27 protein-coding genes and 1 pseudogene are annotated in these 26,925 nt (G+C 42.9%); 10 read left to right on the forward strand and 18 right to left on the reverse strand.

Annotated features, from left to right (window positions below):
* Positions 1-213: 213 nt before the first annotated feature.
* On the reverse strand, positions 214-381 hold the full coding sequence (locus H8S63_RS07175; RefSeq protein WP_004311262.1) for a hypothetical protein: 168 nt from the start codon (positions 379-381) through the stop codon (positions 214-216).
* A 298-nt stretch (positions 382-679) separates the two neighbouring features.
* Between H8S63_RS07175 and H8S63_RS07180 the strand changes: the two genes are divergently transcribed.
* Both H8S63_RS07180 and H8S63_RS07185 read left to right on the forward strand, forming a co-directional pair.
* Positions 680-883 (forward strand): helix-turn-helix domain-containing protein, encoded by a 204-nt coding sequence (locus H8S63_RS07180; RefSeq protein WP_032849094.1) that lies wholly within the window; start codon positions 680-682, stop codon positions 881-883.
* Between the two features lie 12 nt (positions 884-895).
* On the forward strand, positions 896-1,189 hold the full coding sequence (locus H8S63_RS07185; protein ID WP_004311261.1) for a helix-turn-helix domain-containing protein: 294 nt from the start codon (positions 896-898) through the stop codon (positions 1,187-1,189).
* Between the two features lie 64 nt (positions 1,190-1,253).
* On the opposite strand, the gene H8S63_RS07190 is transcribed toward H8S63_RS07185, so the two are convergent.
* Both H8S63_RS07190 and H8S63_RS07195 read right to left on the reverse strand, forming a co-directional pair.
* Positions 1,254-2,465, reverse strand: coding sequence for a site-specific integrase (locus tag H8S63_RS07190; protein WP_004311260.1), 1,212 nt, complete (start codon positions 2,463-2,465; stop codon positions 1,254-1,256).
* 19 nt (positions 2,466-2,484) lie between these two features.
* Positions 2,485-3,714 (reverse strand): site-specific integrase, encoded by a 1,230-nt coding sequence (locus H8S63_RS07195; protein WP_009293178.1) that lies wholly within the window; start codon positions 3,712-3,714, stop codon positions 2,485-2,487.
* Between the two features lie 871 nt (positions 3,715-4,585).
* Between H8S63_RS07195 and H8S63_RS07200 the strand changes: the two genes are divergently transcribed.
* Genes H8S63_RS07200 through H8S63_RS07215 form a run of 4 tightly spaced genes read left to right on the forward strand, consistent with a single transcriptional unit; the run spans position 4,586 to position 8,510 of the window.
* A complete protein-coding gene (locus H8S63_RS07200; RefSeq protein WP_186926331.1) occupies positions 4,586-5,647 on the forward strand; it encodes a DUF3575 domain-containing protein in 1,062 nt (353 codons plus the stop codon).
* Positions 5,629-6,516, forward strand: a complete 888-nt coding sequence (locus tag H8S63_RS07205) for a FimB/Mfa2 family fimbrial subunit (RefSeq protein ID WP_255467636.1) — start codon at positions 5,629-5,631, stop codon at positions 6,514-6,516. The genes H8S63_RS07200 and H8S63_RS07205 overlap by 19 nt, the downstream gene beginning before the upstream one ends.
* Positions 6,517-6,560: 44 nt before the next feature.
* Complete coding sequence (locus H8S63_RS07210; protein ID WP_186926333.1) at positions 6,561-7,499, forward strand: fimbrillin family protein; 939 nt, start codon at positions 6,561-6,563, stop codon at positions 7,497-7,499.
* Positions 7,500-7,544: 45 nt separating this feature from the next.
* Positions 7,545-8,510: a fimbrillin family protein gene (locus H8S63_RS07215; protein WP_186926335.1), complete on the forward strand. Its 966-nt coding sequence runs from the start codon at positions 7,545-7,547 to the stop codon at positions 8,508-8,510.
* Positions 8,511-8,659: 149 nt separating this feature from the next.
* On the opposite strand, the gene H8S63_RS07220 is transcribed toward H8S63_RS07215, so the two are convergent.
* Positions 8,660-9,574 carry a cation diffusion facilitator family transporter gene (locus tag H8S63_RS07220; protein WP_186926336.1) on the reverse strand — a complete coding sequence of 305 codons (915 nt, stop codon included), beginning with the start codon at positions 9,572-9,574 and terminating at the stop codon, positions 8,660-8,662.
* Positions 9,575-9,759: 185 nt separating this feature from the next.
* Between H8S63_RS07220 and H8S63_RS07225 the strand changes: the two are divergent.
* Positions 9,760-11,098 (forward strand): annotated as a pseudogene (locus H8S63_RS07225) (family 20 glycosylhydrolase).
* Positions 11,099-11,307: 209 nt separating this feature from the next.
* Here the strand turns inward: H8S63_RS07225 and fldA are convergent.
* Together fldA and H8S63_RS07235 are read right to left on the reverse strand one after the other, a co-directional pair.
* Complete coding sequence (gene fldA, locus H8S63_RS07230; protein ID WP_186926338.1) at positions 11,308-11,814, reverse strand: flavodoxin FldA; 507 nt, start codon at positions 11,812-11,814, stop codon at positions 11,308-11,310.
* Between the two features lie 134 nt (positions 11,815-11,948).
* Positions 11,949-13,124 carry a phosphoribosylaminoimidazolecarboxamide formyltransferase gene (locus H8S63_RS07235; protein ID WP_186926340.1) on the reverse strand — a complete coding sequence of 392 codons (1,176 nt, stop codon included), beginning with the start codon at positions 13,122-13,124 and terminating at the stop codon, positions 11,949-11,951.
* A 209-nt stretch (positions 13,125-13,333) separates the two neighbouring features.
* Here H8S63_RS07235 and H8S63_RS07240 point away from each other — a divergent pair, with 209 nt between their 5' ends.
* Together H8S63_RS07240 and H8S63_RS07245 are read left to right on the forward strand one after the other, a co-directional pair.
* Positions 13,334-14,038 carry a hemerythrin domain-containing protein gene (locus H8S63_RS07240; protein ID WP_007752179.1) on the forward strand — a complete coding sequence of 235 codons (705 nt, stop codon included), beginning with the start codon at positions 13,334-13,336 and terminating at the stop codon, positions 14,036-14,038.
* A complete protein-coding gene (locus tag H8S63_RS07245; RefSeq protein WP_186926342.1) occupies positions 14,028-14,639 on the forward strand; it encodes a response regulator transcription factor in 612 nt (203 codons plus the stop codon). Before H8S63_RS07240 ends, H8S63_RS07245 begins: the two co-directional genes overlap by 11 nt.
* Positions 14,640-15,194: 555 nt before the next feature.
* On the opposite strand, the gene H8S63_RS07250 is transcribed toward H8S63_RS07245, so the two are convergent.
* From H8S63_RS07250 to trpB, 12 genes are all read right to left on the reverse strand, one after another.
* The gene (locus tag H8S63_RS07250) at positions 15,195-15,842 is read right to left on the reverse strand and encodes a DapH/DapD/GlmU-related protein (RefSeq protein ID WP_007752183.1); all 648 of its coding nucleotides are present in this window, start codon (positions 15,840-15,842) and stop codon (positions 15,195-15,197) included.
* Positions 15,794-16,744, reverse strand: coding sequence for a glycosyltransferase family 2 protein (locus H8S63_RS07255; protein ID WP_186926344.1), 951 nt, complete (start codon positions 16,742-16,744; stop codon positions 15,794-15,796). Before H8S63_RS07255 ends, H8S63_RS07250 begins: the two co-directional genes overlap by 49 nt.
* A gap of 10 nt (positions 16,745-16,754) precedes the next feature.
* Complete coding sequence (locus tag H8S63_RS07260; RefSeq protein WP_186926346.1) at positions 16,755-17,918, reverse strand: sugar transferase; 1,164 nt, start codon at positions 17,916-17,918, stop codon at positions 16,755-16,757.
* 14 nt (positions 17,919-17,932) lie between these two features.
* The gene (locus tag H8S63_RS07265) at positions 17,933-18,298 is read right to left on the reverse strand and encodes a PleD family two-component system response regulator (RefSeq protein ID WP_186926348.1); all 366 of its coding nucleotides are present in this window, start codon (positions 18,296-18,298) and stop codon (positions 17,933-17,935) included.
* A gap of 157 nt (positions 18,299-18,455) precedes the next feature.
* Complete coding sequence (locus tag H8S63_RS07270) at positions 18,456-19,496, reverse strand: asparaginase (protein WP_007752197.1); 1,041 nt, start codon at positions 19,494-19,496, stop codon at positions 18,456-18,458.
* 235 nt (positions 19,497-19,731) lie between these two features.
* Entirely contained in the window at positions 19,732-20,502 is a 771-nt protein-coding gene (gene trpA, locus H8S63_RS07275; protein WP_186926350.1) for a tryptophan synthase subunit alpha, read from the reverse strand.
* Between the two features lie 18 nt (positions 20,503-20,520).
* Positions 20,521-21,144, reverse strand: coding sequence for a phosphoribosylanthranilate isomerase (locus tag H8S63_RS07280; RefSeq protein WP_186926352.1), 624 nt, complete (start codon positions 21,142-21,144; stop codon positions 20,521-20,523).
* A 23-nt stretch (positions 21,145-21,167) separates the two neighbouring features.
* A complete protein-coding gene (trpC, locus tag H8S63_RS07285) occupies positions 21,168-21,950 on the reverse strand; it encodes an indole-3-glycerol phosphate synthase TrpC (RefSeq protein WP_186926354.1) in 783 nt (260 codons plus the stop codon).
* A gap of 111 nt (positions 21,951-22,061) precedes the next feature.
* A complete protein-coding gene (gene trpD, locus H8S63_RS07290; RefSeq protein WP_186926356.1) occupies positions 22,062-23,057 on the reverse strand; it encodes an anthranilate phosphoribosyltransferase in 996 nt (331 codons plus the stop codon).
* A gap of 4 nt (positions 23,058-23,061) precedes the next feature.
* Entirely contained in the window at positions 23,062-23,628 is a 567-nt protein-coding gene (locus H8S63_RS07295) for an aminodeoxychorismate/anthranilate synthase component II (RefSeq protein WP_186926358.1), read from the reverse strand.
* Positions 23,629-23,763: 135 nt separating this feature from the next.
* Entirely contained in the window at positions 23,764-25,170 is a 1,407-nt protein-coding gene (locus tag H8S63_RS07300) for an anthranilate synthase component I family protein (RefSeq protein ID WP_032811784.1), read from the reverse strand.
* Between the two features lie 48 nt (positions 25,171-25,218).
* Positions 25,219-26,406, reverse strand: a complete 1,188-nt coding sequence (gene trpB / locus H8S63_RS07305; RefSeq protein ID WP_007752215.1) for a tryptophan synthase subunit beta — start codon at positions 26,404-26,406, stop codon at positions 25,219-25,221.
* A 359-nt stretch (positions 26,407-26,765) separates the two neighbouring features.
* Between trpB and H8S63_RS07310 the strand changes: the two genes are divergently transcribed.
* Positions 26,766-26,906: a hypothetical protein gene (locus tag H8S63_RS07310; RefSeq protein WP_004300101.1), complete on the forward strand. Its 141-nt coding sequence runs from the start codon at positions 26,766-26,768 to the stop codon at positions 26,904-26,906.
* Positions 26,907-26,925: the final 19 nt, after the last annotated feature.

The raw sequence follows: 26,925 nt of genomic DNA on the forward strand, positions 1-26,925 counted from the left end.
CGGTTTGAGTAGTCCCATAATGTTTGGTAAATGAGTTAATAAAATACAAAGGTAGTCTAAAAACTTGATAATAAAGAATGAACGTATTGGTTTAACGAAAGTTTGTTCTACTGCCAGCCATTATCAACAAACAATAGCAGCAGTAGATTTGACATGATTCTACTTATTATATTGTAATAGCCAGCCAAAGTAATCTTTTCACATCCGGATCTATCACAGGTTGGATAAGTTGTTAACCTGAAGGTAACCGACCTGATGGTATAGGAACAGGAAGAAGTCTGTAATCATGGCATTTACCCGGATAGAGAAGCCACATTTTTTATTGCCGGACTTCCGGCATTGCCTCATCCATGTGTGAAAAGGAGTTTTTTCTTTCACCACAACGTTCCTTTCACATACCCAAAGGGGGTAGTGGATCCAGACCTGCTTCGGCTTTCTTTTTCCTTCCCATATGACAAAAACCGACTATCCATGACTATTCCTGCCAGTGTGCCGGTCGTGCTTGCCTCTCATGGTTTCTTCCCTTATATTCGCACTGATATTTAAACGAGTTGAAAATATGGAAATATGCTACATCGAGGCCGGTGTCCTTGAGAGGATGCTGGCGCGCGCCGAGAACCTGTCCGCACGTGTGGACAGATTGTATGAGAGAAACCGCTGTAAGGAACCCGGAGAGTGACTGGACGGCCAGGATGTCTGCCTGCGCCTTGACATCTCGCCGCGTACCCTGCAGACTCTCCGCGATACCGGACGGCTGGCGTTCACCCGCCTCCAGCGCAAGTTCTATTACAAGCCCGGGGATGTGGAGAAGTTGATGGTCTACGTCGGCATCAGACGCAAGGAGAAGGAGGTGAGAGAAAGAAGGAAGAACGGAAACCTTTAAAGAGCGGAAGAGATGGAAGGCATTATCGACAAGGAGAACGAACGTGTCCGCAGGTTCTTTGCCCTGCTGGACGACATGGAGAAAAAAGTGGAACGTCTTGCCCGTGACAACCGTCCTCCCTTCAACGGGGAACGGTTCCTGACCGACAGGGAGCTTTCCGGGATGTTGAAGATCAGCCGCAGGTGCCTGCAGGATTACAGGGACCAAGGACGGATTCCCTATATCCAGCTTGGCGGGAAGATCCTGTACAGGCAGTCGGACATCGAGAGGCTGCTGGAGGAGAACTATCACCCTGCATTGGTATAATATCGTATTTAAGTTTAAGGATTGTCGCCGGAATTGCATTTACGATTCCGGCGGCAGTTTTTATTTAGCCTGCGGCTTCCTTGCCGGCCGCGGGCTTTCTTCTTTCCATCAGCCGGTTCATGTCCGAGGATATCTTCCGGTCGGTGACCTGGGCGTAGACCTGCGTGCTGTCGATGTTCGTGTGGCCCATCATCCTGGCGATGCTCTCTATCGGAATACCTGCGGTCAGTGTCAGGGTCCCGAACGAATGCCGGGCCATGTGGTAGGACAGGTTCTCTTTCATGCCTAATGCCACGCCCATTCCATGTACCTCATACCAGAGGACGTCGCGGACCGGCAGCGGGAATACCGGCCTGTCGTCATCCGTGGTGTTGTAAAGCTCCAGTATCTGTCCGGCTATGGGATGCAGCGGGATGAACGCCTCCACGTCCGTTTTGGCGCGGCGGATGCGGATATACCTTCTTCCTTCCGAAGTCGTTCCGATGTGACGGGGATGGAGAGCCCTCGTATCCGCGTAGGCCAGACCGGTCAGCGAGGAGAAGATGAACGTCCTGCGTGCCAGCTCCATCATCGGGTCGGGCAGCGGGGTTTCCATCATCCGCTTCAGTTCACTGCGGCTGATATGCCTTAGTTTAGGTGTTTCTTTCCTCTCGTATGCCACGTCCTCTATCGGATTGGCTCTTAGTATTTCCCGGTCCACGGCGATGTAGATGAGCCGGTTGAGCCAGCACAGGCAGTGGTTCACGTGTCCGTTCCTGTGTCCCAGCTCCTTCTTGAGAAAGACCTTGAACGATTCGGCGAACTCCTCGGTGATGTCCGAAAAGGCGATGTCCTTCATCCCGCGGGATTCGATGAACTGCCTGAGGTTGAGCTGGGTGGTCTTCGACTGGCGGTAGGTGGAAGTGGAGTTGATCTCCTTGGAGCGGACCCTGAGCCGTTCGCGTTCCACCTCTCCGGCCTGCAGGAGGTATTCCGGTACGGAATTGGCGCCTGACACGGTGGTCTTGAGCAGTTCGGCCGTGACCACTCCCTGGTTCCTCAGCAGGTTCCCGTACGCCTCTTCCAACCGGCTGCGGAAGGCGGCAAGGCGGTTGTTCTCCCTGGCTGTTTTGATTTCACACTTCTTGCTGTCCCAGTCCCCGGGTTTGCAATAGACGCCTGTCGTGACTGCCGATTTCTTTCCGTCGATGCTGATCCGGCAGAGGACGGCGGTCGTGCCGTCCGATTTCACCTTGTTACGGTTGATGTAGAATAAGAGCTTGAATGTACTGCGCATGATAATGATTGTTTAGGGATTAAAGGATAAGTTTCAAATCGCGGGTTGCCTCGACGAACCTGTCCATGTCCTCGAACAGCTTCTTCGGGGTTACGCGCGCGTATATCTGGGTGGTCTTTATGTTGGAGTGTCCCAGCATTTTGCAGATGGTCTCTATCGGCACTCCCTCCTCGAGCGTGACCAGCGAGGCGAAAGAATGCCGTCCCATGTGGTAGACAAGGTCCTGGCTCAGCCCTGCCATCAGGCGCAGGGATTTCATATTGGCCCTGAGCGTGTGGTAGTCCTGCGGCGGGAAAAGAGTCTCGCGGGTATCGTCCCGGTATTTCTCAATCAACGCGACGGCTTCCGGAAGCAGCTTGACACGTCCGAGGTAGTCGGTTTTCTTTCGCTGGTATTTCAGCCAGAGGCTGCCCTCGTCATCCCGGAAGAGGTTCTTCCGGGTGATGCTTACCGCATCGGCATAGGCGGTGCCGGTGTAACAGGCGAAGAGGAAGAGGTCCCGGGTGATGACATGTGACCTGCGTTTTTCCGGTATCTCCAGATCACGCAGCTTCTCGAAATTCTCACGGCTGAGTGCTTTCGGTGTTGTCTCCTTCTGCTTGGGCAGCTTGAAGTGGCAGAAATGGTATTTCTCCGAGTGGCCCTCCTTGTAGGCGATGCGGCAGATCTTTTTCAAGATGGCCAGGTAGCCGCGAAGCGTGTCCACGGCATATCCCTTTTCCAGAAGGATGAAATCCTGATAGTCGCGGATGAACTGCTCGTTGAGCTGCCCGAAGACAAGGTCCGGAACCTTGAATTTCGCCTTGATGAATTCGGAAAGCGTGCGGTAGGTGAAGAGGTAGGTCGAGAGTGTGGTGGGCGCACGGTCCACACCGACACGGGCCTTCATTTCCCCGTTATGCCGGTCGAGAAGTTTGAGCAGGGTCATCTGCATGCCCGCATTGCCCTGGAACATGTCCCTGACCGCGGCGGCATCGAAATCCCTTTTTCTTTCCATGAGGGAATTGAAGGCCGAGTGTACGGCAAGCAGCAGTCTTTCTATTTTTTCATTGGTCTCCACCGCTTCCCGGCTCTTGCCGTTCAGCCGGCTCTCACGCGCGTTCCACAGCCCGGGGGGGCAGGAGAGCTTGCAGCTGAACTGCGCCATCGTGCGGTTGAGGGTGATCCGTCCCATGATCGGGGCTTTGCCGGTCTTGTCCGGCTCGCTCTTTTTCAGGTAGAGCAGCACCTTGAATTTTTCCACTTTCATAACGCTCTTTTTTAGGTTGTAAAAATACTCCTTTGAAAAGCGTCCTTTGGCATGCAAAACATTGAGAAACAGTGAATACAAATCCGCTTTGTTCTTATCGGTAAAAATTCGGTTACCTGCCGTCGTTTCCGAAACAGGCGGCTAACAGTCTGGTAACTGAAACGTCGCAATATTTTGTTTTCTTTTGCAGGTCTGTCTGTTCTGCAATTCTCGCAAAATGCTTAATTATAAACGTTTTACGTTTAATTATCGTCATTCTGTTTTTTATTGCATTTCTAAATATTACTTACCTCGCCCGACATACTTGGGCTACTCTTGCCTATCGCAAAAAGTGCCCGATTGGTATCATTAGCAATGCCTTAGGACATTCTTCCATAAAAGTGACGGAAACTTATCTTAAACCTTTTGAAACGGAAGAATTGGACAAGGTAAATAGAATGGTAATTGCTTGCGTAAAAGACGGTCTTAGAAACGGGCTAAGATAATGGTTGGATTTGTATTTGTTTGTTTATGAGTTGATTATGTAACCGTTACTTTATAGGTAACGGAAAATGAGATGCGTAACAAAAGTATTGGTATTAATTAAAATATGCAAATAAAAATGGGTTTATTTTCTAATAGAATATACTAAAAAGGAAATTATACATATAAAACACCCTGTTTTTTACATTTATAGCCATCGGATTGCTAAAATATGCAAAACACTTTTCCCTCTACCATAATTCTAATTAAGCGGAGGTACTAGACTTTTATTATTTATTGAAGTGCTTTAATAGAATGTCTTCGTGAGGATGCTGAATAATTTTTTTCCGTTACCTATAAAGTAACGGAAAATGAAAAGGACTGAATATTCATTAAAAACTCAACGACAATGCAGATACACAAATTTTATCTTCTGCTTTTGTTCCTGCCGCTCTTACTACCTGCCGTTTCTATGGCACAGACACCCGACACTCTTTATGTCTTCCGTTTTGTTTCTCATAAGAATATGTTCTATATTCCTTGGAAAGGGAACGGTACGCAATTGGATCATCTGTTATCTCTTGTAGAAAAACACAAAGCCGCTATTTTGAGTGGTGAAGTTCCTTTGTTGGTAGATGGTTATTGTGCTTCGGAACCCACGGTTGCGGAGAATCTGAAACTAGCTAAAATTCGCAGTAATCGTGTGAAATCGGAACTTATCCTGAGCAAAGGAATCAACGAAAACTGCTTCATCACTCGTAACCATGCTGAAACTTATGGGGATTTGTGCCATGTGGTCATCGTTCGTCTTCGTTTACCCAAAGATGAGACGGCAGCAAATGTAAAAGAGGATTTTGTAATACCTATAATAAAGGAAAAGGTAATGGAAGTTATTTCGGAAAATTCTGAACAGGAAACTTGTCCGGAAACAACATCTGTCAGCGTTTCTTCGGAGAAGCCTCTGGCTTCATCTGAAACATATCCGTCTTATCGCCTTGCTTTGCGCGCTAACCTGCTTCGTTGGGCTACGCTGACTCCCGATCTGGGTGTTGAATGGCGTGTAAACCGCCACTTGGGTATTTTAGTCAACGGTAGTTGGACTTCATGGAGTTGGGATGATAAAAACCGTCGCTACGCTCTTTGGAAGGTTTCTCCTGAAATACGTTACTATCTGGGCGGGAAAAGTCGTGGCTTTCTCGGAGCGATGTATCATACGGGCGAGTTTCACTACAAACTTGGTAATATCGGTCGTCAGGGTGACTATCAGGGCGGGGGACTTACAGGCGGGTATCAGCTAGGACTGAACAGTAATCTTTCGCTCGACTTTCATGCCGGAGTAGGTTATACTTACGCCGATTATGACGAATACACGCTTATCAATAAGGTTCGTGTACGCAAAGATTGTAAGACAAAAAATTATTGGGGTATTAACCAATTAGGAATCACACTGATATGGAAACTATTAAAATAACTTCATGTGCCGCTCTCATTTGCGGTGCTGTTTTTCTGATGTCCTCCTGTGTCAAGGATGATGTATATCACACTCCTCACCCGACACAAGGAGCATTGCTGGTGACGACAGATTGGAGTGACCGCTCCTCTGAGTCTGTGCAGCCTGTATCCTATCAGCTTCGTGTTTCCGGTTGTTCAGGAATGAGTGACGAGCAATCCGTGAAAGGAAATACCAACCTTTATCATGCCTTGCTTGAACCGGAATCTTACGAGTTGCTGGTATATAATGTACCCGAATCCATCACAGTTTCCGGTGATATAGCTACGGTGACTGCTGCGGGTGGAAACGGTATAGAGGCTTTTCCCGGTTATTTGTTTTCTGCGGTGCAAACATTGGATATGGCGAAAGACGACACGCTCTCTGTTACGGTCAAGATGCGGCAACGCATTCGTCAATTGATATTGGTGCTGAAACTAAAAGAGGGTGACCATGACCACATTACCGCAGTGAACACTACTTTAAGCGGCATTGCTTCCGGTATAAATCTCAGAACCGGAGCTTTGGTCTCTACATCGGGCACATTTCTTTCTCCCGTTTTTATGAAAAATGAAGCAAGCGACGGAACTCCTGCACTGACCGCAACGATCCGTTTGCTTGGTATTCTTCCGGAAGATGATCAAGAACTTACCGTAGCTGTGACATTAGACAACGGAACTGTGCAGACAATAGAAACAGATCTTACCGAAATATTGCATGAGCATTTTGACGATGATTCGATGACTCCGTTGATATTGGGAGCAAATTTTGATTTGCCTTCTCAGGCGGACTTCTCCGGAAGCATTACTAATTGGAATCCGGTAGACGGGGGACAAGTGGATATTCATTAGTCGCATTATGGCTGAATTTAATAACAATAATATATTGAAACGGAATGAAAAATAAGAAACTAGTACTGTATGTCGCATTGGCTGTCTCATTGGGAGCTTGTGGCAACGATAATGAGTCGGAATCCTCGCCTGTACCCGACGGACGCACGGCATTGACTGTACAGGGGAAAATAAGAGTGAAGAGTACTTCCGAAAGTCGTGCCATAGATACGGACTGGGGATATAATGATAAAATCGGCGTTTTTATGGTGTATTCCGGTAACGGTGCGGGACTGACGCAGGAGAATATTTGTGGTGGAGCGGATAATAAATGTTATGTGACTACGAGAGGAGATGGCAATTTTAAACCCGATGGAACAGAGACGGAAGGGGATAATACGAATATTATCTATTTCCCCGTTGCCGGTGCAGTGGATTTTTATGCATATTATCCTTTTGTCTCTCCGCTGACGGATTATACTTATCCGTTGGATGTGACTGTTCAAAGTAGTCAGGAAGCTATCGACTTCATGTATGCTGGCAAAGTGGAAGGATGTACAAAGGATAATCCGAAAGTAGGATTCAATTTTGTTCATAAACTTTCTAAATTAGTATTGGAAATAAGTCCGGGCGACGGATTGAATACGGCTGATCTGAAAAATCTTGATGTCACAGTTGGAAATCAACCTATAAAAGCGACTTTTAATCTTTCTAACGGTACGCTTATGTGCGGAGCGGATAAGTCGGATATCACATTGTTTACAACCGAGTCCGGCACTTTGAGCGAGGCTATTCTATTACCCAATTCAGCTAAGTCACGTGTGCTGACTTTTGATTTGAATAATGGAAATGACGAACCTTTCACCTGGACAATGGATAAGGCATTGGATGCAGGCAGCAAGTACACGTATGAGGTCCGTTTGCATCGTACGAAAGTGGAAATAACAAGTGCTAGTATCACCGGTTGGACACCGGAAAATGGAGGTGCTGTGGATGCACACTAACTGGTCAATAAGATTAATGATAAATATAAACTAAAAAATACAGTTATGAAGAAGATTTATTTTTATGTTGCTGTCTTGGCTGCAATATTTGTGGGATGTGATAATGGTGAAATGGATAATGTCGCTAACGATGGGCAAGTAGCAATTGAGGTATCGGCCGGAATTGAGGGAGCGAAGACGCGTATGGTAGATACGAAGTGGGAGACAAGGGATAAAATAGGAATTTTTGGAAAAAGTGGTAAGTTAGAGTATTCGAATCGTTGTTACAATTGGATAAGTGGCAATACTTTTGAGGCTAGTTCGAATATTATTTATTACGGTGCTGAGACAGGTTCTTTTACAGCATATTATCCGTATGCAGAAAATAAAGGGAGTAATATTCAAATAAAAGATGGAAAGCTCACAAGGAACTTGCTTACGCAGGTTACTTATGACTTAGATAAAAGTGTAGACTTTCTATATGCTGAAGCGACGGGTACAAAAGATAATCCTAAGATTGATTTTCAATTTGAACATAAAATGAGTAAATTGACTTTGAAATTAGTACCGGGAGAGGGTTATAAAACCATGTCGTATCAACCGGGTAATTTCTCGTCGTATTGGAATTTTAGTTTTTCAAGTTTACATTCTAAGGTTTCATTTGAGATAGCAACAGGGAAAGTAGAGCCGCTGGAGGATGTAGGGAAGCTGGATTTTGTTTATTCCCAAAATGGTTTTAATGGGGGAGACTATGATACGGATGAAAAAGTTACTTATTATACTTTTATATTATGTCCGGGTGAATCTGTTGAAGGTGGTCTGGGCGTGGACCTGACATATGATAATACTGATGGGTATACCCTTCATACTAAACTATTAACTGGCGATAATGTATTTGCAACAGAAGCAGGAAAAGAATATATGTATACTGTGACTCTAAACAAGACAAAATTAGATGTGTCAAATACAACTATAAAATCATGGAATCCTGCTACCTTGCCTAATGATGGAAAAGCAGAGGCCGGTTTATAAATGTAAAAAGCTCATAATTATGAGAATAAGATATCTTACTACATATGAGTGCAGAGGTTACGTTGAAGACAAATCTGTAAAAATACCCCGCTAAATCTGTAATGTGAAATCCTGTACGAGAAACGTGCAGGATTTTGTATTTGTACCAATCAGACCATACCCTTGTTCACTCCGAATTTCTCATCTGTCTGACATTCTCCGGCAGGCTCTACGTGTACTAAAATATCATATACATTGTCTATGGAGTTTTCTATGCTTTTTTCTACGGCTCCGGCAATTTCGTGTGCCTGTGTGATGGTTATATGAGGATTCACTTCAATGTCGAGAGTGATGATATACCGATTTCCTATCATTCGTGATCTGACCCGATGCGGATTGCTTGCTCCCGGCACTTTCTCGACGGCTTCGAATATCTTATTGTATACATTGACATCTTTTACACCATCCATAAGCTCTACATTTGAGTCCATGAAAATACTGATGGAAGATTTGATGATAAAGAGACTGATTATCAATCCTGTTATTGAGTCAAGTATGGGTAACTTAAGTAGGAAAGTAAACAGTAAGCCTAATAAAACTCCTGCTGAAATAATGACATCATTACGCATATTAATCGCATTTGCCGTCAGCATGGAGCTGTCTATTTTCTTTCCTTGCTTGTATTGATATGAAGCTAATAGTAGCTTACCGATAATAGAGAATATAGTAACATAGATAGCGATGGCTGACGGTATCTCTTTCATTTCATCGGAAAAGATGTTTTGGATGGATGATATCAACATCTGCATGCCAGCATAGAATATCACAAGTGACAGGATTTTAGTCGCGATCCCTTCTGCTTTTTCATAACCGAACACATATTTCTTTGAAGGCGGACGATTCATCACTCTTGCTGTAAAAATCATCACGATAGAGATGAGGACATCGGTTGCCGAGTCGATACCGTCGCCTATTACCGCTAAACTACCGGTAAATAAACCGATTATGATTTTGGATGCGGACAGGATTGCATTGCCGATTGTGCTGATCCATGAGGTTTTGATTAGTATGTTCTCTCTTGACATTGAAGTGACCCTTTATAATTGTTTTGTAATGGATTGGGGGAGCAAAGATAAACATTAATAGGAGTTTGTGATATGAAGTTATGAAAAACTTTTTCCGCCTTTTTAGTAGTTTATGCGTTTTAGTTGTATTATATATAGGTGGTCAATTAAAAACAAGACAAATCATTTATTAAATAGTTAACCGCATGTTCAAAAAATTAAGTAGCTCTTTACTCATTGTGTCAGCTTGTGTCTTTTCTTCTTGTACGTCTACCGTCAAGCAAGAAATTGCAATCCTGCCTACCCCCGTTAGTCTGACCGAACAGTCGGGTTCGTTTGTTTTAAAAGATGGCATGAAGATCGGAGTTTCCGATCAGTCGTTGTTTCCGGCTACCGGATACCTGCAGGAAATTCTTCGGAATGTCGTATCGTCTTCTGTTGAGGTCACTACCGATAAGAGTCAGGTAGGTATGTATTTTCAATTGAAGGATACTGTTGGAAAGCCCGGCTCTTATAAGCTTGAGTCTACGCCGGAGTATATTCGGGTGGAGGCAACTGACTATTCGGGCATTATTTCTGCTATTACTACTATTCGCCAGTTGCTTCCTGCGGTGACAGAAGTGCAGGGAGAGAAACAGAATTATTCTATTCCTGTCGTGCAAATAGAAGATGCGCCACGATTTGAGTGGCGTGGATTTATGTTGGATGCTTCCCGCCATTTCTGGAATAAAAAGGAAGTGAAGCATGTATTAGATCTGATGTCTTTGTATAAACTTAATAAGTTCCATTGGCATCTGTCCGACGATCAGGGTTGGCGCATAGAGATCGAGAAGTACCCGTTGCTTACAGAAAAAGGTGCCTGACTTGCAGGGATTCTATAAAGTGAATGCATTTATTGATGAAACAACTGTGGAATTGACTTGCCCGTTACCCGGTACTGAAATACAGTATACGACAGACGGCAGTATGCCTACCAAAGAATCAGCTCTTTATAACGGTGCTTTGGAGGTTGGGAAGACTACGGATTTCGCTTTCCGCACTTTCCGTCCGGATGGTTCTCCTTCGGATGTGGTGCGTACCAAGTATGTAAAGGCTCCTTATGCAGAGGCGGTGACTGCTCCGGCTGCTTTGCAGCCCGGCTTGAAAGCAGTATGGCACGATTTTCGTGGTAATCTTTGTGCGGATATTGATGCAGTTCCTGTCAAAGGGGAGTATGTGGTGGAATCGGTATCCATTCCCGAAGAGGTGAAAGGAAATATCGGTCTGGTATTGACCGGCTATCTGGAAGTTCCTGCCGATGGTATCTATACATTTGCCCTTCTCTCGGACGACGGTAGTACATTAATGCTTGACGGTGAATTGTTGGGAGATAATGATGGAGCACATTCGCCGGTAGAGATTATTGTGCAGAAGGCTTTGAAAGCCGGGCTTCATCCGATAGAAGTGCGTTACCTCGATTGTAACGGAGGCGTATTGCAGATGGAACTGGTGAATGAAAAAGGTGAAAAAGAAGTATTGCCAAGTGCATGGCTGAAACATGAATAACTATTCTGTTGCCTTGTTTGTATTTGAGTGAATCGTTTCTTCTACAGCCTGTTCCTTTGAGTATATCTACTATCAGGAGACTGTCTTCTCAGAAACGATTCACCTCAGACAAACTACATACAAACAAAGCTAAACTTATGCTAAGGTTATCGCTTAAACTGCTATCTTTATACCTTCTTTTTACTGCGGTCTTTTATGTTAAGGTGAAATTAGCTAATTTCTTGTTTCACTTGTTCAGCCCATGCGCTGATACGTTCGTCTGTTTTGCTATCTTCGTTGACTTCGTCAAGTGGAAGACCTACAAACTTACCGTCTACGACGGCAATGGAAGAATCGAAGGTATAGCCTGCAGCATCTGTTGCTCCACAGAATTTGCAGTGGGTATCTTTCAGATCTTCATAAAGAATACCTATTGCGTCACAGAATGTGTCGCTATACGAGTCAGAGTCGCCGCAACCGAACAGGGCTACAGATTTGTGGGATAAATCACACTTCTTTAAAACTTTTACTCCATTGTACCAGTCGTCTTGAAGTTCGCCTGCTCCCCATGTGGAAGAGCCGAGCACCAATACGTCATATTCATTGACTAACGCCTCTGTTAGCTTGGATACATCAAATACATCTGCCGATGGTACATCTAATTTCTCTGCAATTCGACGGGCAAGGTCTTCTGTTGTTCCGGTTGTAGAACCATAAAATACACCAATTTTATTCATCTTTGATTCGTTTTTAAATGTAACGCTGCAAAGATAGAGGGGCTTAAAGAAATAGGAAATCCCCATTTATAATGGAAGATTTGTCTCCTTCTCATTATAAATGGGGATATATGGAATAAAAATGGTCGATCTTTTTAATGGTGGAACAAGCGGATGCCTGTAAATGCCATTGCCATATTGTATCTGTCGCAAGTTCCAATCACATGATCGTCACGTACTGATCCGCCCGGTTGTGCAATATAGCTGACGCCACTCTTGTGTGCGCGTTCTATATTATCTCCGAATGGGAAGAATGCATCCGATCCTAAAGCTACGCCTGTCATCGTATCCAACCATGCCCGTTTTTCTTCGCGTGTCAGTATTTCCGGCTTTTCAGTGAAGAACTGTTGCCAGATGCCGTCTGCCAGTACGTCGTCATAATCTTCCGAGATGTAAACGTCAATCGTGTTATCACGGTCTGCACGACGGATTTTCTCAATCCACGGCAAGTTCATCACTTTCGGGTGTTGGCGTAAATACCAGATATCTGCTTTATTTCCTGCCAGGCGCGTACAGTGGATACGTGACTGTTGGCCTGCGCCAATACCGATTGCCTGTCCGTCTTTGGCATAACATACAGAATTGGATTGTGTATATTTTAAAGTGATTAAGGCAATGATTAAGTCGCGTTTTGCATCAGCCGGGATTTCCTTGTTCTGCGTAGGCATCTCTTTCAAAAGACTTTCATCGATCTTCAATTCGTTTCTTCCTTGTTCGAAAGTTACTCCGAATACATCTTTATGTTCGATAGGAGCCGGGCGGTATGCAGGATCTATCTTTATTACATTATAGGTTCCTTTTCTTTTATTCTTTAGAATCTCCAGTGCTTCGGGAGTGTAGTCAGGAGCAATGACACCGTCGGATACTTCACGGTTGATGATGCGTGCTGTTTCTTCGTCACAAGTGTCGGACAATGCGATAAAGTCTCCGTAAGACGACATGCGGTCTGCTCCACGTGCACGGGCGTATGCTGTAGCCAATGGAGATAGTTTCATGTCATCGACAAAATAAATCTTCTTCAGCGTGTCGCTCATTTCTACTGCAACAGCAGCACCTGCAGGGCTGACATGTTTAAAAGAAGCGGCAGCCGGCAGTCCGGTAGCTTCTTTCAGTTCTTTCACTAGTTGCCAACTGTTGAATGCATCCAATAGATTGATATAACCGGGACGTCCATTCAACACTTCGATGGGGAGTTCGTCTTCTTTCATGAAGATACGGGCAGGCTTTTGGTTAGGGTTGCAGCCGTATTTCAGTTCGAGTTCGTTTGCCATTTTATTAATTATAAATTATGAGTTGCTAATTACAAATTGATAGCGACAAAATTACGAAAAAAAGATAAGCTCGCCTAGACTTGTATTGTAAAATAGTAACATGTAATTAGTATTTAGAATATTGTAATGGTTCAAAATACCTATAAATGGTGATTGCGATTTCGTGAAATATTCCGTTTCTTTGCACTCGCTAAATATAAATAGGTAAGATGGATAATTTACAAAAATATAAGCCGACTGATAAGATGATTGATCTTATCAGTGACAATTATTCCTTGTTGCAGGTAATGAGCCGTTTCGGGCTTTCGTTAGGGTTTGGAGATAAAACGGTAAAGGAGGTTTGTGAGCTGAATGGAGTAGATTGCCGTACTTTCCTGATTGTAGTTAATTTTATGGCTGAGGGCTTTTCTCGGTTAGATGGAGATAAAGATGATATTTCCATCCCTGCGTTGATTGATTATCTGCGGCAGGCACACATCTATTTTCTTGATTTTTCTCTTCCCGCCATCCGGCGCAAATTGATTGAAGCCATTGACTGCTCGCAGGACGATGTTGCTTTCCTTATTCTGAAGTTTTTTGATGAATATACCCGTGAAGTGCGTAAACATATGGATTATGAAGAGAAAACCGTATTTAAGTATGTGGATGCGCTAATAGCAGGAAATGCCCCGAAAAACTACCAGATCAGTACATTCTCCAAACATCACGACCAAGTGGGAGAGAAGTTGACCGAACTGAAGAATATCATTATTAAATATTGTCCGGCCAAAGCCAATGAGAATCTTCTGAATGCGGCGCTTTTTGATATTTATGCTTGTGAGGAGGGGCTGGAATCTCATTGCAAGATAGAGGACTATATTTTTGTTCCTGCTATTCTGAACCTGGAAAGGAGGATGATGGAAAATGAAAAATAATGAAGTTATCCGGATTGCAATTGCTGAGACTTCTGTAATTATTCGTGGCGGGCTGACTGCTGCGTTGAAGCGTCTTCCTAATGTGAAAGTGCAACCTATAGAGTTGCTTTCTATTGAGGCTCTGCATGACTGTGTCCGGACGCAGTGTCCTGATATGCTGATTGTCAATCCGGCTTTCGGTGATTATTTTGATATAGGTAAGTTTCGAGAGGAAACGTCCGGTAAGAAGATACGGGTGATAGCATTGGTCACTTCTTTTGTAGATGCCTCCTTGTTGAGCAAATATGATGAGTCTATTTCTATATTTGATGATTTGGAGAGATTGTCTAAGAAAATCTCCGGTTTGCTGAATGTTCCTTCTGAGGAAGAAGAATTGGAAAGTCAGGATGCGCTCAGCCAGCGGGAAAAGGAAATCGTCATCTGTGTGGTAAAAGGAATGACAAATAAAGAAATAGCGGAAAAGCTGTTTTTATCTATTCATACGGTTATCACGCATCGGAGAAATATTAGCAAAAAATTGCAAATACATAGTGCGGCGGGTTTGACTATTTATGCTATTGTAAATAAGCTGGTTACGCTGAATGATGTGAAGGGCTTATAGCAAGGGAAAGTGTTATAAAATATAAAACCGTTTGCGCACACGGAAATTATTCGTACCTTTGCAATGCAATTGGGAAATTGCTGTTAGTTTATAAGGTAAAAGAAAAAATGTAAGGTATTAGATTAAGTAAAGATTTAAGGTATTAAAATTTTTATTCAATAGGAAAGTTTTTATAGTTAGGTAAAAAGGATAACAATAGGTAAAGATGTTTTAGAGGTAAAAAAGAAGATTAGTTTTCAGGAAAAAATGAGGTACTATGGAAAAGCCTTTTGGCTTTTCTGATGCGGTGGCGAGTGATTCTATAAAAAAGAATTAACTCGTTTTTTTTATTGCTTGCGAATAAAATGGCAAAATATTGGGGCAGTAGATATTTCGGGGCAGTATAAAAACAAAATCCCGACGAAATCACTTCGGCAGGATCCTATTTCATTTTTACTTAAATGTGGCTACGTAATAAAATTATGACTAATTAATTCAATTCTGATACTGCAAAGATAGTGTATCTCAATATATGTCACAATCCCCTATATAAGGTATATTGCGTAGCTATTCTCATTATTTATAGTTATTGATGGCTGATTTTTCTACTTTTTCCCATTCATTTGTTTCAAAATCATATGATTTGATAACTTTTGCGGGGCAACCGGCACATATCGAATAGGGAGGGACGGAATGAGTGACTATACTTCCGGCAGCTACAACACAATGTTTTCCTAAAGTCACTCCCGGGAGAATGACTGAATTGGCACCTACCCATACATCATCCTCAATAACAACCGCTTGTGTGCTGACACCCTGTTCGTCAATTCTCTTTTCCACATTTTCATAATTATGATTGAGTCCTGTGACGGTTACATTCTGAGCAAGGTTGACGTGGTTGCCGATAGCGGCCGGACCAATGATTGTATTTCTTAATCCGATTCGTGTATAATCTCCGATGGTCAAGTCGCCGACTGCATTGTTGAGGCAGGAAAAATCCTCAACAACGGAATATCTTCCTAAGGAGAATCGGTTGAAGGGAGGGAGATCTTTGCGAACGCTTCGATAAATCACGGAGCCTTTACCTCGTTTAAGATATACGTAACCGAAGATACGTATCCACCAGTTAGGACGCGTTTTGACAGGATGCATGATGAATCGGTGAACGGCCTGTTTTAAACCGGAGTTTTCTTTAATTCGCTGCTTAAGTGTTTTTTTCTCCATATTGAGTGTCTTTTCTTCTTTTTGTCTTCTACCAGATAATCCGGAATCGCCAGACTGTATACAATGAATAAACCGAATAATATGCTCCACCAGCCAAATGATGACATCCAGTTATATGCTGTCATCAGTAAAGCATAGATACCGACGAAGATGCACAATTTCAGCGGAGAGGGTATCAATAGCTGCATAATCCGATTGAGGAAACTCCAGTTCCCTTCTAATAGAGAGGGGAACAAATAAGAGATCATTTTTCGGGGGCGTTTCCGATAAGGAGAGGTCGGATAGGATTCGCAGTAAACAATGGCTTCCGGCAGATAGTCGATATATATGTTCTGTCGAAGTAACTTCCGTTCGATATTGGTTTTGGAACTTTTCAGGTTTTTCTGTAACCATGCCAGATCAATAGCCATATTGGTTCCAAGCAAATTGGATGATAACCCGAATTGCGTATTGCCTGCCCTGTACAGGCTGTTTTTTATTTCATCACGCATCACTCGAAATTTGAAACGAAATCCCTTGCAGCCTTTTACGAGTGTATGTAGCTGGATTGCCTGTATTCCGGCATCATAAGCGTCGTAAATCTTGTCCAACAGTTGTGGGGACAGAGTACGGGCAGTATCAGGCAGGATAAGAGCCAAGTCGTAATGTTCTTTGTCTAAACTGTTGATACCTTGATATAGATCGTTGTATGTGATGAATTCGTAGGGTGATTCTTTCCCATATAAATCGGGAAGGGGACTGCTTTCACGAATAAGGATGGCGCAGCGATATTTTTTTTGAGCTTTAGGGTATGTGATATGTCTGAAATGTGAAGCGGTGGATAATATAAAAAGGTATAGAAACAGAATCCCTGTAAGGAAGAATGCCAGATCATCTATTATGTAGATATAAGAGTCCATCACTTAAAGGAAGTTATACGTTCTCTTTTTGAATAAATGCAGTAACTGTCTTTAGAATAATCTTTATATCCAGCCAGAAAGAAAATGTTTTGGCATAAGTGATATCCAATTGTTTACGTTCTTCAGCGGAAAGTTTGCCTGCTTCACCTCTTTTCTCTACCTGCCATAGACCAGTTAACCCGGCAGGACCTATGAAGCGGTCGATGTGTTCGTCGCTAGTCAGTAGTTCGGCTTCATAGAGTGGGAGAGGTCGATTGCCGACTATTGACATATCCCCTTTTAAAATATTAAAAAGCTGCGGTAACTCGTCGATACTGTATTTGCGGATAAAGCGTCCTATCTTTGTTATTCTCGGATCATTTTCCAGTTTAACAAAAGCATTGCTTTTCTCTTTGGATTTTTTGTGAATATAATCTTCTTCGGAGATAACGAAATCGTCGGATACTAAAAGAATTTCTTCTTCATCGCCTTCTTCATTCATGTCTGTATCGATGTCTTCTCCCCATATATCGGGCTCCTCTTCTTCCTGCTGGTATTGGTTAAGAGCATTGAAATCTTTCAGATGCTTGTCCGCGTCAGTATACATGGAACGGAATTTGAGAAAATCAAATATCTGATAGTTGCTTCCGACTCGTTTGGATTTATAAATGACTGCTCCTTTACTTTCCAAGCGAATGGCTAATGCGGTAAATATCAAAAGAGGGGAAAGACATAATATAGCCATTCCCGAAAATAATATATCAAAGATTCGTTTCCATAAAGGTAACCGGAAAGCTTTGATATTTTGTGCCTTGAGCTGGAGATCTTTTATTTTCTGCTCCTTGCGGCGTTTGAGAAAAGTTGATAAGTCTGTTAAGGCTTCATGAGTCATTTCAAATTTAATGGTATTGTTGATTCCGGCTTTCAGATATTGTGCCGCTTCTTCTTTAGACAACGAATCCATAACAAGTACCATGTAAAGTCCCGGATATTTCTTGCGCATATACCGGATATCTGCAATATCTTTGGAGAGGTCTACTTGTTCAAAAAATAGAGCTATATCATATTTTTTACGTATTTTGTCTACTGCTTTAATAGCTTTGCTACAATTTGGCACAGCATAAAATACCCCTACATTTAATTTGGAAAACAACTCTATCGTCTTGCTATCTCTACCTATATAAATAAAATATTGCATGTAGCAGCCTGGTATTAGTCAATAATCTTTTTGATTCGGACTTTGAGTTCCAATGGGTTGAATGGCTTTAATATGTAGTCTTCCGCGCCTTCTTCCAATAGTCTGATTCTTTCCGTCGTGCTTTCCTCACTGGATAACATGACAATAGGGATTGACTTGAATAATTCATTATTTTTCATGTATCTTAAGAACTCGTCTCCTGTCATGAGAGGCATGCGGATATCCGATATGATAAGATCGGGTATGTTGCCCTCGTTCAGCCATTCGATAGCTTTGATAGGATCTTCCCGATAGGTAAAATCATAATCTTTTCCTAAGTATACACCGGCTACTTTTCCAATTGTCGCTTTATCGTCGACTAGTAATATTTTCTTTCTCATACGAATAGACCTTTCTATCGCTTGCTTTGTTATCAGGTTTATAGATAAGTTTGTTGTTACATAAAATTTACAAGTAGTGCAAATATAGATATTATTTTAGAATAACACCTATATTTAAACAAATAAAATCAAATAAGTATGATAATAGGCTCCTATTTCAAACTTTAGTGATTTCTCCTATCAGACAAGAGTTCATTTTGTACCGAATGTCTTGGTTGGATAATCCGTGTCCCAGCAGAAACATCAGTTTCGTAATGGCGCATTCGGGGGTACTGTCATATCCGCTGATAACACCGGCTTCCAAAAGATGCATTCCTGTTTCATAACGTCCCATTTCCACAGCTCCGGACGCGCATTGGGTAATGTTGACAATGATGATTCCACGTTCTGTCGCTTCCTTTAGCTGGCGGATAAACCATTCTTTTTGCGGTGCATTTCCCGATCCGAAAGTCTTCATTACGACAGCCTTCAGTCCCGGAACATGAAGGAGGGAGGTCACGATACTTTCTTGAATGCCGGGAAAGAGCGTCAGAATAACGACATTGGTATCAAATAAATAATGTGGCTTTAACGGTTTTGTCGGATCGGGTTTGCGAATCAAGTTAGGCTCATATTTGATATGGATGCCTACCCGTGCTAATGGTGGGTAGTTGAAAGAACGAAATGCGTTGAAGTTTTCCGCATTGATTTTGGTTGTACGGTTGCCACGCATCAAATGATTTTCAAAAAATATGCAAACCTCAGGAACGATGGCTGTTCCGTCCGAGTTCTTGGCGGCAGCGATTTCAATGGCTGTGATAAGGTTTTCTTTTCCATCCGTCCGTAAAGTCCCGATAGGAAGCTGTGAACCTGTGAGGATGACAGGCTTGCTTAGGTTTTCGAGCATAAAACTTAATGCGGAAGCTGTGTAAGCCATAGTGTCCGTTCCGTGAAGAATGACAAAACCATCGAAATAGTCGTAATTATAATTGATAATCTTTACCAGTTTTGCCCAGTAAGCAGGTTCCATATCCGAAGAGTCGAGAGGTGGTTCGAATTGATAGGAAGAGATGCGGTAGTTGAATCTTTTTAATTCGGGTACATGCTTGAGTAGATGATCGAAGTTAAAGTTTTCTAAGGCACCAGTTTCCGGATTTTCTATCATTCCGATCGTTCCACCCGTGTAAATTAATAAAACGGAAGGGGTCTCTGCTCTCATAATTGTTGAACTACTGTTAAAATATTGGCAAAGATATGAAATAATTGTGATTTATGATTGATGAGTTTTCGAATAATTTTGTGGATTCCTCATTTGTATGAATAAGTTGTGGCGGGAAATCTAAAAAAGATGGTTGCTTCTTTTAGATTTCCCGCCATCTTTTTATAAAAGATGTAGGCAAAGCGTGAGAGAGGATTTAACGACTCAGAGTAAACTGCTGATCCACATCAATAAATCATTTCAGCCCAGCTTTTAATTTGAGTATTGCTTTCTCCGGATCTTTTTCTTCTTCAAGCAAAGTAACGAATCTGCTGCCTATGATTGCTCCGGAGGCGTGTTCGCAAGCAGCTTGAAAAGTCGCTTTATTGGAGATTCCGAACCCTACCATTAGCGGATTGTTGAGGTGCATATTCTCTATTTTTTTGAAATAGGCCCGCTTCTGCTCATTGAAATCCTGTTGTGCTCCGGTGGTTGCCGCTGATGAAACCATATAGATAAAACCATCCGTATGAGCATCGATTTCCCGCACGCGTTCTTCGCTGGTCTCCGGGGTAATAAGCATAATCACCTTGATACCATATCGTTCGGTGGTGATTCGGTATTGTTCCTGATAATCACGGAAAGGGAGATCAGGGATAATGACGCCGTCGATACCACATTCTACACATCTACGACAGAAATTTTCAAATCCGAATTGCATAATCGGATTTAAGTATCCCATTAATATCAATGGAATTTTCACATCCTTTCGAATATCCCGTAGTTGTTCAAAAAGAAGTTTTAAAGACATACCGTTGTGTAAAGCTTGAGCAGCGGCATTCTGAATGACAATGCCGTCCGCCATCGGGTCGCTGAAAGGGATTCCGATTTCGATCATGTCGACTCCGTTTTTTTCGAGAGTACGGATTACGTGAGCAGTACCTTCTAAAGTAGGATCACCGGCGCAGAAATAGATAGAAAGTATGTCTTTCTTATCGCTATTGAAAAGTTGATTGATTCTATTCATGATTATTGAGTTTTTTAATTATGATTTTAATTCATTTAGGAATGTTCGGATCCGGTCTGTATCTTTCTTTCCGGGTTTCACTTCAAAACGACTATTGAGGTCGTATCCGGCAAGGAGGGGATGGCTGAATCCCTTGAGAGAATGGGCGCTGCAGGAATGGATTCCTCCGCTTAATATAAAAGGTACCTGTCCTTTGTATGTATGCAATATATTCCAGTCAAATTGATTCCCCGAACCGCCATATTGTTCGCATTTAGTGTCGAACAGGAAAAAATCGCAAGTTTTCTCATATTCATATACCTTTGTCAAGTCTTTGGGTAGGGCTATCGAAAATGCTTTGATGATTTTCAGTCCCCTCTCTTGTAGTGACCGGCAATATTCCGGTGATTCCGTCCCATGCAGTTGTACATAGTCAAGCCCGAAACGGTCAGCATACATACTGACTGTCGGCTTATCTGCATTTACAAATACTCCGACACGCTTGGCGTGAATAGGAAGATAAGCGGGAAGTTCATAGATATATCTCGGAGATTTGGGATAAAAAATAAATCCCAGCATATCAATACCTTCGAGCGCTTCTACGTCCCGTATGTTTTCTGCTTCACACATTCCGCAAACTTTGATGATTTTTCCGTTGATCATAGGGGCTGTTTTTAGGTGATTGGTTATTGCATTGCTTGCAGGAAATTCTGTAAGGTTTCTCCCGGATGTTCCGTTTTCATCAATGTTTCGCCGATCAGGAATCCGCGAAATCCGGCTGCCCGAAGACGTTTCACGATTTCAGGATTGGAGATGCCACTTTCTGATACCAATACAGAATCTTGGGGGAGTTGTTCGGCGAGACGGAAAGAGTTTTCCACATCCGTAAAGAAAGTTCCTAAATTACGGTTGTTGACGCCTATCATATCTATTTCCTTATTGATATATGATAGTTCTTCAGTGTTGTGAATTTCCAATAAGACCTCCAAACCCAGCGAGTGGGCTTTTTCTGTAAGCTCATTGCATTTGTCCTGTTCAAGTGCGGCTGCAATAAGAAGTATGGCATCTGCACCGACTATTCTCGCTTGATAAAGTTGGTAAGCGTCGATGATGAAGTCTTTCCTAAGAATGGGGATCTCTACCAAAGGGCGTGCAGTGCGGATGTCCTTCAGGCTTCCTCCGAAAAACTTCTCGTCGGTGAGAATAGAGAGGGCAGAGGCTCCTGCTGCTGCATAGGAGGGAACAATCTCTTCCGGGCATACTTCTTCCTTTATCCATCCTTTGGATGGAGACCGACGCTTAAATTCAGCGATAATACCCGATGCAGACGAGGCTAATGCCTGCTTCATAGAACGAGAGGTCGGAACTTCGCTGATACCTTCCTGTAATTGCTCGATGGAGATAGCCTGCTTTTGCAGGTCAACTTCAAATCGTTTGTTTGCTATAATCTCTGATAGTATATCTTTCATCAGTGCGTAGGTTTTTATATTTATGATGATTTAGGCACGGATTACACGGATTTTGCGGCTTCGGATTAACAAGAACTGTGTAATCCGCGTAATCCGTGCCTAATTTTACATTTAACTATTTAACTCAATGAATTTTTTTAGGGTAGCTAATGCGCGTCCACTTTCCAATGAATCTTTGGCGAGAGCAATACATTCTTCAATAGTCTTCTCCGGACAAATCACATGGATGGCGAAAGCTGAATTGACTACCACTACATTTTTTTGAGCTTCTGTAGCCGTGTTATTCATGATCTGATCGAAAATCTTAGCTGCATCTTCCGGTGTTTGTCCGCCATCCAGATCAATATCCTTATAACGGGAGAAGCCGAGGCTTTCGGGAGTGTAAATTTTTTCATGATCGCTGGTTGCCACTTTAAACTCATTGGTCAGAGAAATCTCATCATATCCGTCAAGGCTATGAACAACAGCAAATTTCGTCTTGCTTTCCTGATAAGTATAGGTGTAAAGGCGAAGTAACGGTAGATTGTAAACTCCTAACAGTTGGTAAGCAGGTAATACCGGATTTACCAATGGACCGAGCATATTGAAGAAAGTGCGCACTGCCAATCCTTTACGAACCGGAGCTACTGCTTTTAATGCCGGATTGAATAAAGGGGCATGTAGATAAGCAAGATTGCATTTTTCCATGCTGCGACGCAGTTGGTCTACATCACTGGTGAATTTTACACCGTGTTGCTCCATTACATTACTGGCACCACTGACCGACGTTGCTCCATAGTTACCATGTTTCACAACCGGGAAGCCGGCTCCGGCAACTGTAAAGCAGGAAGCTGTAGAAATATTGAATGTGTTTTTTCCGTCACCTCCGGTTCCTACGATATCAATCGGAGCGAAATCACTCAAATCGACCGGAATACGCATTTCCAACAGTGCGTCACGGAAACCGCATAATTCCTCTACGGAAATATTACGCATCAGAAAGACGGTGATGAGTGAGGCCACTTGCACATCGTTATATTTCCCTTGCGCGATGTTCTGTAGAATGGTGCGCGCTTCATCGCGTCCCAAATATTGATGTTCGAAAAGTTTGTATAGAATCTGTTTCATAAGTTTAATCGTTTAAGAAGTTTTTGATAATTTCTTTTCCTTGCGGAGTTAATACTGATTCGGGATGGAACTGAATACCATGTACATTATACGTTTTATGGCGGATTGCCATGATTTGTCCCTCCTGGCTTTCTGCTGTTATTTCCAGACAGTCCGGAAAGCCTTCCCGGCTGACTACCCAGGAATGATATCTTCCGACAGGGATTTCTTTTCCTAATCCTTCAAAAAGCAGGTCCTGACGAAGGATACTAACCGGAGTTTGTACACCATGATATACTTCTTTGAGGTTTTCCAGACGTGCTCCGAAGGCTTCGCTGATAGCCTGATGACCCAGGCAGACCCCCAGAATGCTTTTGGTCGGAGCGTATCTCTTAATAATAGGTAGTAACAAGCCGGCTTCTTCGGGTATGCCCGGCCCGGGAGACAGGATGATTTTATCAAAACGATCTACTTCATCAAGCTCTATCTGGTCGTTGCGGACTACTTCTACATCTGTAGCCCCTAATTCTTTCACTACATGCAGCAGGTTATAAGTGAAAGAGTCGTAGTTATCTAAAAGTAATATTTTCATTTTTATTGTCATTGTAAAATGGTTGCTCAAATACTATCTCTGCTTTTCTGCCTAAAGAAATAGAAGCGTTTAGGCAACGGGAATCTTTTTTTCAGGCAACAGCAATTATTTTTTTAGGCTGACTATTTGGGACGGTTAATTTTTTAATTTGACAGCTAAATCAATTGCTTTTTTCAGTGCTCCCAGTTTATTGTTCACCTCTTGCAGTTCGTATTCATCTTGGCTGCGTGCTACGATACCTCCTCCGGCCTGGAACCAGAGTTCGTTGTTGCGGCTTACAAAAGTACGGATGGTGATTGCTTGGTTTAATTCGCCATTCAATCCGATAAAACCGATACAACCACCGTAGGCTCCACGATTATGTGGCTCGATTTCACTGATTAACTGCATAGCGCGTACTTTGGGGGCACCGCTTAACGTACCGGCCGGGAACGTGTCAATAAACGTTTTTATTTTGTCTGCGCCTTCATTCAGCATACCGCTGACACGGCTTACCAAGTGAATAACATGGCTATAATATTGCGGTTCCTTATAGAATACCACGCGTACATCATGGCAATTACGTGAAAGATCGTTTCTTGCAAGATCAACCAGCATGACATGCTCTGCATTTTCTTTAGGGTCGGCCAGTAAAGCCTCTGTCAATTCGCGGTCTTTTACTGTGTCTCCCGTGCGACGGGTGGTTCCGGCAATCGGATCAATGTAGGCGCGGCCGTTTTCGATTTTGCAATGTGTTTCCGGCGAAGAACCAAAGATACGATATCCTCCGAAGTCGAAATAGAAAAGATAAGGAGAAGGATTGATGCTGCGGAGTGCGCGATAAACTTTGAAATCATCTCCGGCGTATGGTTGGATAAATCTTCTGGAAAGCACGATTTGGAAAACATCTCCGCGCATACAGTGTGCGATTCCTTTGCGCACATTTGCTTTGTGCTCTTCGTCGGTGATGGGACTGGTTACGGGACCTGTTACAGAGAAATTGTAGGAAGCATAATTCCGGTTTTCGATGGCTGCTTCCAGTTCCGGCAAACCGCTTTCTTCTCCTTCGGACAACATTTCAACTAATGTCAGCTCATTTTTGAAATGATTGAAAACAATGACATACTTATATAATATGTATAGTAAATCCGGAGCATCGTTTTGCTCATCATGACTTTCTTTTACCGGGATGTGCTCGAAGTACTTCACGGCATTAAACGTCGTATATCCGTAAAGTCCGCACACATTCTTATTATCTCCGGTCACCTGGAACTGATTGATAAACCGGTTCATAGCCTTTTCTACATTGAATGTTTTTGTCAGCGGTTCTTCCGTACGGCTATTATCGGGATAGTTGGCAGTGACAATGCCACCGTTTACACCGATGCTTGCCAAGGGACAAAGGGCTATAAATGACAGGGAATTTTCTCCGGCATGATAATCGGAACTTTCCATTAATGCGGATTGAGGATACATGTCGCGTACTTTCAGATAAATGCTGACGGGAGTATGCATATCTCCGAGCACTTGTTTGCTATGGGTAGTATAATTAAATGTTTTCATTTCTATAATTGCTTGATTATTGATTGCGAATGATGGTTGACTAATTATTTATAGCTGTTCGTTAAACGACAAATAGGTTTCAATATCTTTGTCTCCTCGTCCCGAAACAGTCAATACAACGATATCTTCCGGCTTGAACTTCAATTTTTTCAAAGCTCCTAATGCATGGGCGGATTCCAATGCAGGGATAATACCTTCGAGTTTGGTTAGTTCGTAGGCAGCTTCTATCGCTTCGTCGTCGTTGATTGCCAATACGTTGGCACGGCTTTGGGCGGCAAGGTTAGCATGTATCGGACCAATGCCCGGATAATCCAGTCCGGCGGAAATGGAGTATGGTTCCTCTATCTGTCCGTCTTCGTTTTGGATGACATAGGTACGTGCTCCGTGGATAATTCCCATTTTGCCGAGTTGGATGGTAGCGGCGGTCATTCCGGTTTCTATTCCTTTACCTCCCGCTTCCGCCAGGATAATGCCTACCCGTTCGTCGTTGATATAATGATAAATCGTTCCGGCAGCATTACTTCCTCCTCCCACGCAGGCTATCAGATAATCCGGATAATCGCGTCCTTCTTTTTCTTGCAGTTGCTTTTTGATTTCTTCGCTGATAACAGATTGCAGACGTGCTACCATGTCAGGGTAGGGATGAGGACCTACGGTAGATCCGATGATATAATAAGTGTCGGCAGGATGACAGCACCAGTCGCGGATCGCTTCGTTGGTTGCATCTTTCAGAGTCATGTTGCCGGAAGTAACGGGGATAACGGTGGCTCCCAACATTTTCATTTTCTCTACATTGATGTGCTGGCGTTCTACGTCCGTCTTTCCCATATAAACGATACATTCCATATCCATCAATGCACAGACGGTAGCTGTTGCTACTCCATGTTGTCCGGCTCCGGTTTCGGCGATGATACGCTTCTTTCCCATGCGGCGTGCCAGTAAGATTTGTCCGATGGTGTTGTTGATTTTGTGAGCACCTGTATGATTCAGGTCTTCCCGCTTCAGATACAACTTGCAACCGTACTTTTCAGAAAGGCGTTTGGCCAGATAGAGTGGGGAGGGACGTCCTACGTAGTCACGTAGCAACTGGTCGAACTCCTTTTTAAAATCTTCGCTTTCAATCACTTCGAGGTACTTATTCGTTAGTTCCTCAACACATTTGTGGAGGATTTCTGGTACGTAAGCACCGCCGAATTCTCCGTAATAGCCATCCTGGTCAACTAAAAAACTTTTCATAATCCTATCTGTATTTTTATGTTATTATTGAATCTGTTTTGAAACGGGTAAATAAAAAGAGCCCTGTCGCAGGTTGCGACAGGGCTCTTTCAAATTTGTTATATCTTTAATGAGGTATATACATACGAGCACTGCTCCCTTACGACTGTCGGAGTTGTAACGGGCGCCACCACCAATATGTATTTACTAACATTGTTCTCATTGTCTTTTGTAATTTTATGGGGGCAAATATAGACACTTTGTTTGAAACAGCAAACAAAATATGACTTTTTTTCTCTTTTGCCTTCATTTTTCTGATATAGAACAATTTTCAACCTGAACTGTTCTTATAAATATTGAATATTTAAACAAAAACAATTATGAAACAGAGAAAAGTTTTAGTAGGTATCGCTATTGCCATTTTCATTATATTATTATTGTATTGGTTATTGGTAGCAGAGGATATGAAACCCTGGTTGTCGGCTATGGTTCCTTCCGTGGCACAACAATTCTTTGCTTGATTCTGACAGGCTTCGGATA

It is taken from the genome of Bacteroides sp. NSJ-39, from assembly GCF_014287315.1.
In the GTDB taxonomy this organism is placed as follows: Bacteria; Bacteroidota; Bacteroidia; order Bacteroidales; family Bacteroidaceae; genus Bacteroides; species Bacteroides finegoldii.

Coding starts and splice junctions, on each gene's coding strand:
- H8S63_RS07185 (WP_004311261.1), top strand. CDS start 896: ATGGAAGGCATTATCGACAAGGAGAACGAACGTGTCCGCAGGTTCTTT.
- H8S63_RS07190 (WP_004311260.1), bottom strand. CDS start 2,465: ATGCGCAGTACATTCAAGCTCTTATTCTACATCAACCGTAACAAGGTG.
- H8S63_RS07195 (WP_009293178.1), bottom strand. CDS start 3,714: ATGAAAGTGGAAAAATTCAAGGTGCTGCTCTACCTGAAAAAGAGCGAG.
- H8S63_RS07200 (WP_186926331.1), top strand. CDS start 4,586: ATGCAGATACACAAATTTTATCTTCTGCTTTTGTTCCTGCCGCTCTTA.
- H8S63_RS07205 (WP_255467636.1), top strand. CDS start 5,629: ATGGAAACTATTAAAATAACTTCATGTGCCGCTCTCATTTGCGGTGCT.
- H8S63_RS07210 (WP_186926333.1), top strand. CDS start 6,561: ATGAAAAATAAGAAACTAGTACTGTATGTCGCATTGGCTGTCTCATTG.
- H8S63_RS07215 (WP_186926335.1), top strand. CDS start 7,545: ATGAAGAAGATTTATTTTTATGTTGCTGTCTTGGCTGCAATATTTGTG.
- H8S63_RS07220 (WP_186926336.1), bottom strand. CDS start 9,574: ATGTCAAGAGAGAACATACTAATCAAAACCTCATGGATCAGCACAATC.
- fldA (WP_186926338.1), bottom strand. CDS start 11,814: ATGAATAAAATTGGTGTATTTTATGGTTCTACAACCGGAACAACAGAA.
- H8S63_RS07235 (WP_186926340.1), bottom strand. CDS start 13,124: ATGGCAAACGAACTCGAACTGAAATACGGCTGCAACCCTAACCAAAAG.
- H8S63_RS07240 (WP_007752179.1), top strand. CDS start 13,334: ATGGATAATTTACAAAAATATAAGCCGACTGATAAGATGATTGATCTT.
- H8S63_RS07245 (WP_186926342.1), top strand. CDS start 14,028: ATGAAAAATAATGAAGTTATCCGGATTGCAATTGCTGAGACTTCTGTA.
- H8S63_RS07250 (WP_007752183.1), bottom strand. CDS start 15,842: ATGGAGAAAAAAACACTTAAGCAGCGAATTAAAGAAAACTCCGGTTTA.
- H8S63_RS07260 (WP_186926346.1), bottom strand. CDS start 17,918: ATGCAATATTTTATTTATATAGGTAGAGATAGCAAGACGATAGAGTTG.
- H8S63_RS07265 (WP_186926348.1), bottom strand. CDS start 18,298: ATGAGAAAGAAAATATTACTAGTCGACGATAAAGCGACAATTGGAAAA.
- H8S63_RS07270 (WP_007752197.1), bottom strand. CDS start 19,496: ATGAGAGCAGAGACCCCTTCCGTTTTATTAATTTACACGGGTGGAACG.
- trpA (WP_186926350.1), bottom strand. CDS start 20,502: ATGAATAGAATCAATCAACTTTTCAATAGCGATAAGAAAGACATACTT.
- H8S63_RS07280 (WP_186926352.1), bottom strand. CDS start 21,144: ATGATCAACGGAAAAATCATCAAAGTTTGCGGAATGTGTGAAGCAGAA.
- trpC (WP_186926354.1), bottom strand. CDS start 21,950: ATGAAAGATATACTATCAGAGATTATAGCAAACAAACGATTTGAAGTT.
- trpD (WP_186926356.1), bottom strand. CDS start 23,057: ATGAAACAGATTCTATACAAACTTTTCGAACATCAATATTTGGGACGC.
- H8S63_RS07295 (WP_186926358.1), bottom strand. CDS start 23,628: ATGAAAATATTACTTTTAGATAACTACGACTCTTTCACTTATAACCTG.
- H8S63_RS07300 (WP_032811784.1), bottom strand. CDS start 25,170: ATGAAAACATTTAATTATACTACCCATAGCAAACAAGTGCTCGGAGAT.
- trpB (WP_007752215.1), bottom strand. CDS start 26,406: ATGAAAAGTTTTTTAGTTGACCAGGATGGCTATTACGGAGAATTCGGC.
- H8S63_RS07310 (WP_004300101.1), top strand. CDS start 26,766: ATGAAACAGAGAAAAGTTTTAGTAGGTATCGCTATTGCCATTTTCATT.